We start from the raw sequence: 8,312 nt of genomic DNA, 5'->3' as shown, positions 1-8,312 counted from the left end.
AACTCGTTATTATGACGAAAACTCTGGTGAGCTCCTCACCAACCAAACCCGTACCATCAATGGTGTGACTTATCACTTTGATAAAAATGGACGTGCGAAGCAATTGTAAGATAAGTCAGGAAATCGACTAAAATTATTCTTACTAGGCATACAAACAAAAAGCCAAAATCAGCATGCTGATTTTGGCTTTTTGTTAGGTAAAGAATTTATTGCTCCTTTTTCAGTCTTTTTAGGTGTTTATAAAGACCGAAGGCACGATCCAGTTGCATAGATTCGATAGGACGTTTGCCCTTGATATAGAGATTTCCATTGGTCGCATTCATCAACCCTGTCTTAGCAATGGCATAACCAGTAATCATACCGCTATAAAGGAATCTTTCTAGTTCCTTGACATCTAAAACTCGACTTGAAGGTTCAAGGGGACCATATTCTGCTTCATAAATATCTACAAGTCTTTTAAACTTATAGGCCGTTTTTATGGGCATATCTCCGATAGTTCCTTTTGAATAATAATGATAAAGATTCTGTGGGCTTAAGTCTGCAGAGGCTACCTCTTGACCGTTGGGCGAGAAGGGTTGTAGCTTAATAAAAGTATTGAGCTTACCAATATCGATGTGGTAGTCGCTAACATTTTCCTTAGGAACAGGGAAATCGTCCCTATCAATAATCTCCCTTCGTCTAATGGTAGCCAACAATTCATAAGGCTCAACTCTAAGTCTTTTAGAAAATTTTTCCAAAGTATCAAGCGAAACCGTTCCTCTTTGATTGATCAGGTCATAGTTGGTTTGAGCCATACCAGATGAGACTACAAATGCTGTCATACGTTCTCTGACTTCTCCCTCATCCATATCTTCCGTGATTTCCAGCTTCTTGCGAATGTTGTGCCACAAGTTTTGGGTGACCTGATCAGGATCTCTTGGAAACTCAAAAACCTCATGCTGATTGTCTCGAGCTAAGAGCTTCCCAAGTGTAATGTTTTTTTCAGTCACCTTGGCCAGACCGTTAGTAATAGTTACAATCTTTGGGATATTTCCCTTAGGCTTGTTCATAAAGAGCATCCGAAGGCTTCCTGCCGGAATCCCCGTGGCTTCTGAGAGCTCTCTGTAACTCTTTTTGTCTTTCCAAAATTCCCCCATTCGAGCTTTTTCTGCATTTTCCCAGAAAAGCTCCTTAAGGGGTTTGGGGGCATTCGGCTCATCCGAAAATAGTCGTTTTGACATCATTGTCTCCCTCTAAAATTGCTGTTTTAAAATTAGTCCAAATCTATTATCTCATATTTTTAATAAAAATCAAATCATTCCCTAATTAAATGTATTTATTACTTTCTAATAGTACTGATTTTACAACATAAAAAGGATTTAGCTCCGTTTTACACAGAACTAAACCCTTTACTTAAACTAACTATGACAGTCATACAAAAGCTCGAAAATCATCATATGCTGTTTAAAACTAATAGTTATTACGATAATCTCTTTACTTTGCGATTATCAACTCTATAAATGGCTAACATATCTAGTATAAGCCATGTATCACGAGGATAAGCCATGTATCACGAGGATAAGCAACATATCGTGGTGACCAGATTGGATTAAACTTTTGTTTATATTGTCTAAGACCACTAAAAGAATAGAAGCGATTGGTAAAGGCATAGATGAGATAAGCCACTTTTTCCTGTAAGAAACTATGTTTCTCAGTTCCTACATTTGACAATGGCGCCATACCTAAATCAAAGAAGGTAACTCCTTCTTCTTTAAAATGAAGTAATAATTTTACAAAAAGATAATCCATGATACCATTGGGGGCTGTCTTTAAGTCGTAGCGCATCAGGTCAATGCTTGCTTCGTTAGGTCCATTGCTAGCTAAAAAGGTAACGAAAGCCTGAATGTTATCTTCCTCATCACTTACAAGAGCTATTGGAGTTAATTGAATGTACTTTTCATCAAAATAGCCAAGTGAAAAACCTTTTTCTTGGCGACCATCTAGCCAACTATCAGATATTTCTTTTAGGGTATTAAGCATCTTTTTATCAAAAGGCGGTTGTAATACTTGAAAGTGATATCCTTTATTTTCTAGCTTATTCACAACCGTTCTAAACTTCTTCCCGTGTTTTCCTTCAGTTGTAAATTCATCGAGTGATACCTGAGCAGTCTCACCAAACTTCATAAAGTCGTATCCATATTCATGAAGTAAAAGGGTTGTTTCTTGATTAACTTCATAGAAAATAACAGAGATATTTGCATCCTCCGCTTCTGCTAAAAACTGTGATAAGCCCTTTTCTAAGTAGCCTAAGTGTGCTAGTGGATCTGACATAACAACACACTTGTTATTTTCAATTGCAAACTGGAAAACAACTTTGTCTTGACCATCCTCCTGGTACCAATAAAGATATTTATCACCTAAAAAAGCTAAGGCAGCATCTAAATTTAAATTTGGGATTGTTGCGATAAAGTCTTGATATCGTTGTTTATCGAAAACTTCTCCGAAGTTCTCTTTAATTTTATTACTTTCACGAAGAACCAAAACATACAAAATAACCAATATCAGAGATAAACCAAGAAAATGAATCCAGTGTGTAACCAGATGAGAGAGATGTTTTAACTTAAACACATGATGTGGATTCAAATGTCCTAACAAAACAAGCGTCAAGAAGAAACTATCACCAATATACGATATATCTTTATAACAATCTTCCCAAGCATAAATATAATGTCTGCGAACAAATGTATCCTTATTCCACCATACGAGAAACAAGAGAACCATTAAGAAAAGACTACTTGGTAATGAAAAACTACCAATATTCAAATAAACAAGACTCACTAGCCCTAGGACAGTAGCCAGTGTTAACGTAAATTTTAAACGTCGTTTAACTAATCTTGCTAAAAGGAAGAACAGAACACCAAGAACAATACTAGGAAGTTGAAAAACAAACTGTCCAGTGCTAGGTGTAAGTTCTCTAAGCAAAGGAAGATGTCCTAATTCTTGAGGAACTATAGCTGAAACGATAAGAAAGAAACCAAAGAGTCGCAACCCCAAAACCAATACTATAGCGGATAAGGCTTCAATGACCTTTTGAGGAATTCCTAAATATTTCTCATTAAGTCGTCCACCCATATTCTTTAAGAATAAAACTACTCCTAAACAAAAAGGGAGAACATAATGGAATAACCGAAATACAAGTAACCAACTTAGTGCCTGAGCTTTATCAATCCCAAGACCAACTAAACCAGATACCATAATTAAATCAAAACTACCTAGACTACCTGGAATCATTGACATAATCCCAATTGTAATAGCAATCATAAAGAGGGGAATTACATCATAACTTGGTAAATTATAGCCCAAAATATACCCAACCAAAAGGAAAAAGCTTAGTACACAAGCCCAATCAAGGGCAGAAGCTAATACTAAAGATAAAATTGTCTTTCCACCCAGCTGGCCAAAATAGGCCCAATTTTTCCTATTTGAAACAAATAAAACAATTGGGAGATAGAGACTAGCTCCTAAAAGGACTGGCCAATACTGCTTAATACCAATTGATAAAGGGAATAAACCTGTCAAAACCAAGCTTATCAGGGCAAACAGTGAAAATCCACTCATGAAATAAGGAATGACACGAGAAATGCCCTGCATACTTTTTTCAGGTCGTTCTTCATCTCCATAGAAAGAATATCGTAAACCAATATCTACCAAGCCGGCAAAGCCAATCATATTATTCAAGCTATTAATGGTCCAGCTAGTTTCTAGTAAGTAAGATAATTTTTGTTTCTGATTAAGCTCTTTATTTAAGATACCATCATAGAAGATCATTGGCGCAACAGCCATAAAACCAAACAATGCTAAAAAGATGACATTTAGTGGAGACAGTTTCCCCAGTATTTCTACAATCTTATCAAACGAAATCGTCTTAAAAAGTCTAGTTATCTCTACAATAACTAGACTAGCAATAGATAGAAATAAAACGAGTTTGATAAGTGTTTGCCATTTTTTAACCCAATTTAAAAACATTTGCAAACTCTACTCCTTTTATCCTAATAATGTCTGTAAAATTGGAATCACAATCACAAATAAAACCGTACTGAGAGTGACCACGTTCGTTGAAAACTCAACATCGCCTTTTCCTTGATTGGCAAGGATAGGAAGAACTGCCAATGCTGGTGTTGCTGATTGAATCATAAAGGTTCTAAATTCTGGTGCTACCATATTTGGAGAGAAGAATTTCAAAACCAGAAGCATGATGACAGGTGCAAGGATAAAACGGCCAACCAGTGTGATGATGGTATCTTTATCAAAGCGAATCGTCTGAAGCCCTGCCTTCGCTAGAACGATACCGATATAGACAAGAGATAAGGGCGTTGTCAAACTACCAATATAAGTCAAGGTACTTTCCGCAAAACTTGGGACAGGAATACTTAACACCAAAAATACGAGGGCTACGAGAAATCCTAATAAAGGAGCTGGGAAGAGCTTCTTCCAATTAAATTTTTGAGCCTGTTTTGAAGCCCCTTCTTTACTATCAGAAGTCATCAGATAGACACCTAATGTCCAAGTAGAGACAGTATTTGTAATATAATAAACCAAGAAGTAAGGAAGGGCTTGATTTCCAAACAAAGCGATATTTAAAGGCAAACCAATAAATATGGTATTGGCATTAACAAAGGTATTAATCATAGTTCCTCGACGACCTGGGCGCACTTTAAAAACTTCCACCGCGATAAAGGCCGCTAGGTAACCAAGAATGAAGGCGATAAAGGTATACAACAAACCGCCAGACAAGCTAATCAATTTATCTAAAGTTAAATATTTAAGAACAGAGGTAAAAATCGCAACTGGCATGGCCACATTCATAATGAGTTTAGATAAGTCATTTCCGAAACTCTCTTGGAACCACCCACGGACCTGTAAGAAATAACCAAGAATGATGATGACGATAATGGGTACAATACTCTGAATTGAAGTTAAAAAGATTTCCATAATCTCCCTTTCTATATATTAGGATATACAGTAAAAGGCGTACGAGGCATCTAGTCGCACTCGTACACCTCCATGAAATTTACTTATTTATATTCTGGATACCATTTCAAATCACGGACTGCTTTAGCCATATCTGTTTCTTCAGCACGTGCAAGACCTTGTTCTTGCGCTTTTTTAGCAACTGCTTCTGCTACTTTGATAGAAACATCAGCTACATACTTGAATGGAGGTAAGACTGGTGCTCCTGGTTCGCCTGGATTGACAATACCACTCAATGAATGTGCGGCAGCTCCAATCATTTCATCCGTCAAGAGACTCGCTTCAGAAGCCAGCATACCTAGTCCAAGACCTGGGTAAATCAGGGCATTATTCGCTTGACCAATCACGTAGTCCACACCTTTATAGGAAACTGTACCAGCTGGAATTCCTGTCGCAACAAATGCTTTTCCGTCTGACCATTCGATCAAATCTTTGGCACTTGCCTCAGCTAGTTTGGTTGGGTTTGACAATGGGAAAATGATAGGACGTTCAGTGTTTTCACACATAGCTTCTACAATTTCTTTTGTGAAGGTATTTGGCTGAGTTGAAGTTCCCACAAGAATAGTTGGCTTAACCGTCTTCACTACTTCAAGAAGGTCCGTCAACTTATCTGCATTGGCAAAATCAGAACGTTTCTTAGCAAATGGTTTTTGTTCCGGAGTCAAGTCATCCATGTCATCAAAGAGGAGACCTTGTTTGTCGACCATAAAGAAGCGTTTATAGGCTTCTTCTTCAGGCAGACCTTCACTGACCATTTCACGAAGGACACGAGAGGCAATCCCTGCACCAGCAGTCCCACCACCATAGCAGAGATAAACTTGATCCGTTAATTTTTCACCTGTAATATCCAATGAACCAAAGATTCCACCGAGGGTTACAATACCAGTTCCTTGGATATCATCGTTAAAGGTTGGGATTTGTTTTCGGTATTTTTCAAGGATGTTAGCAGCATTTAAGCGACCGAAATCTTCCCAGTGCAGATAGAGTTTAGGGAAAAGACGTTCTGCAGTTTGAACAAATTGGTCAATGAAATCATAATAACGATCACCACGCACACGTTCGTGGCGATTTCCCAAGTAATTAGGGTTGTTACGCAATTCTTCACGGTTGGTACCTGCATCAATGACCAAAGGAAGCACCATTGAAGGATCGATTCCTGCAGCTCCAGTATAGACCATCAGTTTCCCAACAGAAATATCGACACCATTTGTTCCCCAGTCACCAATACCGAGAATACCTTCTGCATCTGTCACAACAATAAGACGAATTTCACGGTCCCCTGCTGCATTTTTCAAAGTTGCTTCGATATTTTCAGGATGATTGATATCAAGATATGCGGCATATTGTGGATCTACAAAGAGATCGCTATACCCTTCAATGGTATCAGCAATGGTTGGGTCATAGACAATGGGATTAAACTCTTCCAAATGTTGAGCAAATAGGTAGTAAAAAAGAGTACGATTTGTATTAAAAATTTCCATTAGGAACAAACGTTTTTCCAAATCGTTGACCTTCGTTTGCATTTGCGCATAAGTTTGCGCTGCTTGTTCTTCAATGGTTTGAACGTAAGGTGGCAAGAGTCCAACCAAACCTAACTCCTGACGTTCTTCCAAAGTAAAGGCAGTTCCTTTGTTAAGGAAAGGGTTGTTTAAAATATCATGTGCAGTCATAATGCGACCTCCTTTTTCTATATTATACTACCATTTATGTACGATTAAAAGAACAGTGTATCATTTAATGTCCATTAATTTCTTTTATGCTATAATGGACAATAATAATCTTATATCGTACTTCGTATTGTTTAAAAAGTTATTTTTGTCATTTAAAACTTGTATTCTGTTTATATGACGACTAAAAATTATTTACAAAAATATATTTCACAAAAATATATTTCACAAAAGGTGAAATATTTTCGCACACAAAATAAAATGAGCCAAGAGGAACTTTCGGAACAGGCAGGACTCGGACTCAAGTATATCAATCAACTAGAAAACCAAAATGTGAATCTGACCATTCACAGTCTAGAAAAAGTGATTGTTGCCTTAAACTTGACGCCAGAGGAATTTTTCAATTTTAACAGCCTCGAGGCCACCACTGACAAAACCGATAACCTCTCACTGAAAAGAGTTAACATGAAGCTAAAACAACTTCCTGCTACAAAGAGGGAGAAACTCTTAGCCATCTTTGAAGATATTTTAGATAGCCTGTAGTTGCCTCCTGACTCATCATCGTATTTTAACTTATTAAAAAACTTATAGTCAAATACGTTACCACGGATAAAATTTACTTATCACTTCAGCTGACTTTGACTATATAAATCCTTTTAACATGCTTTTGAAAGTGAGATTTTATGAACCTTAAAGACTTATACTACTTTTATGACCTAAGTAACTTACAATCTTTCACTGATGTAGCTCGAAAACATGAGGTGAGTCAACCATCCATTTCTTATGCGATTAAACGATTAGAAAAAGAGTTTCATTGTCAACTAATTATGCATGACCCTTCTCACAGAACCTTTAAATTAACACCACAAGGTGATATTTTATTGCGACATATAAAAAAAGTGCTTCCAGAACTTCAAGGTGCCAAAAAGGAAATACTACGAAGCATTTCTTCCTATGATACAATCGGATTCCCACCTCTTATTATTGACTATATTGTTCGTAAAGAACCTGCTTTTATTGAAAATGTCTCAGCACTTCGAAATATTCATCCTATACAAGAGGGCTCTATTGAACTTTTAGATCTCTTATCTAGGGGAGAACTAGATGCCAGTTTTATTGGAAGCTTAGAACCTATTATTGATAAACGATTTTCAGTTAAAAACCTTATGACAAGTGATCTTTATTATATTCTGCCATCAGGATACCCATTAGCAGATAAAGAAGCTATCGCTTTTTCTGACGTTATAAATGAAGATTTTATTATTTTAGACGAACATTTTGTTCATCTAAAAGCATTTCAACATCTGAATGATCAGCATCATCATGCCGCAACACCATTCTTTCAAACTGATGATGTTAATTTGCTTAAACAACTCCTTCGTAAAAAAGTTGGTATCAGCCTTCTTTCTGAGATTGCTATAACAAAGGAAGACAAAGATTTAATTGCTATTCCAATGGTTAAGAATGAACGTCTGACCCTTTATGTTTCTCTTATCACCCTCAAGGAAAATAATCTTCATCCTAAGGTTCTCAACTTCTTAAAAGAACTATTTAGCTAAAAGAGACAGTATTATGTTAATTTAGATATTATCTAACCATAAAAAGTCAAAACCACCCGTGAGAATGATATGCCCC

Annotated in this window: 6 protein-coding genes; 2 read left to right on the top strand and 4 right to left on the bottom strand. The window is 36.8% G+C overall.

The window, feature by feature from the left end; all coding sequences use genetic code 11:
- Positions 1–206: 206 nt before the first annotated feature.
- From HMPREF2607_RS07630 to HMPREF2607_RS07615, 4 genes are all read right to left on the bottom strand, one after another.
- Positions 207–1,220 (bottom strand): hypothetical protein, encoded by a 1,014-nt coding sequence (locus HMPREF2607_RS07630; protein ID WP_070476572.1) that lies wholly within the window; start codon positions 1,218–1,220, stop codon positions 207–209.
- Between the two features lie 292 nt (positions 1,221–1,512).
- Positions 1,513–4,005 carry a bifunctional lysylphosphatidylglycerol flippase/synthetase MprF gene (gene mprF, locus HMPREF2607_RS07625; RefSeq protein ID WP_261674293.1) on the bottom strand — a complete coding sequence of 831 codons (2,493 nt, stop codon included), beginning with the start codon at positions 4,003–4,005 and terminating at the stop codon, positions 1,513–1,515.
- Positions 4,006–4,023: 18 nt separating this feature from the next.
- A complete protein-coding gene (locus HMPREF2607_RS07620; protein ID WP_070476570.1) occupies positions 4,024–4,971 on the bottom strand; it encodes an AEC family transporter in 948 nt (315 codons plus the stop codon).
- Positions 4,972–5,054: 83 nt separating this feature from the next.
- Positions 5,055–6,680: a malolactic enzyme gene (locus HMPREF2607_RS07615; RefSeq protein ID WP_021147295.1), complete on the bottom strand. Its 1,626-nt coding sequence runs from the start codon at positions 6,678–6,680 to the stop codon at positions 5,055–5,057.
- Positions 6,681–6,854: 174 nt separating this feature from the next.
- Here HMPREF2607_RS07615 and HMPREF2607_RS07610 point away from each other — a divergent pair, with 174 nt between their 5' ends.
- Both HMPREF2607_RS07610 and HMPREF2607_RS07605 read left to right on the top strand, forming a co-directional pair.
- On the top strand, positions 6,855–7,220 hold the full coding sequence (locus HMPREF2607_RS07610; protein WP_070476568.1) for a helix-turn-helix domain-containing protein: 366 nt from the start codon (positions 6,855–6,857) through the stop codon (positions 7,218–7,220).
- A gap of 140 nt (positions 7,221–7,360) precedes the next feature.
- On the top strand, positions 7,361–8,236 hold the full coding sequence (locus HMPREF2607_RS07605; protein WP_070476566.1) for a LysR family transcriptional regulator: 876 nt from the start codon (positions 7,361–7,363) through the stop codon (positions 8,234–8,236).
- Positions 8,237–8,312 lie beyond the last annotated feature (76 nt).

This window comes from Streptococcus sp. HMSC078H03 (assembly GCF_001808655.1).
GTDB classification, from domain to species: Bacteria; Bacillota; Bacilli; order Lactobacillales; family Streptococcaceae; genus Streptococcus; species Streptococcus salivarius_G.
Note: the sequence above shows the minus strand (reverse complement) of the source record. Positions and strands in the feature narration are given on the sequence as shown.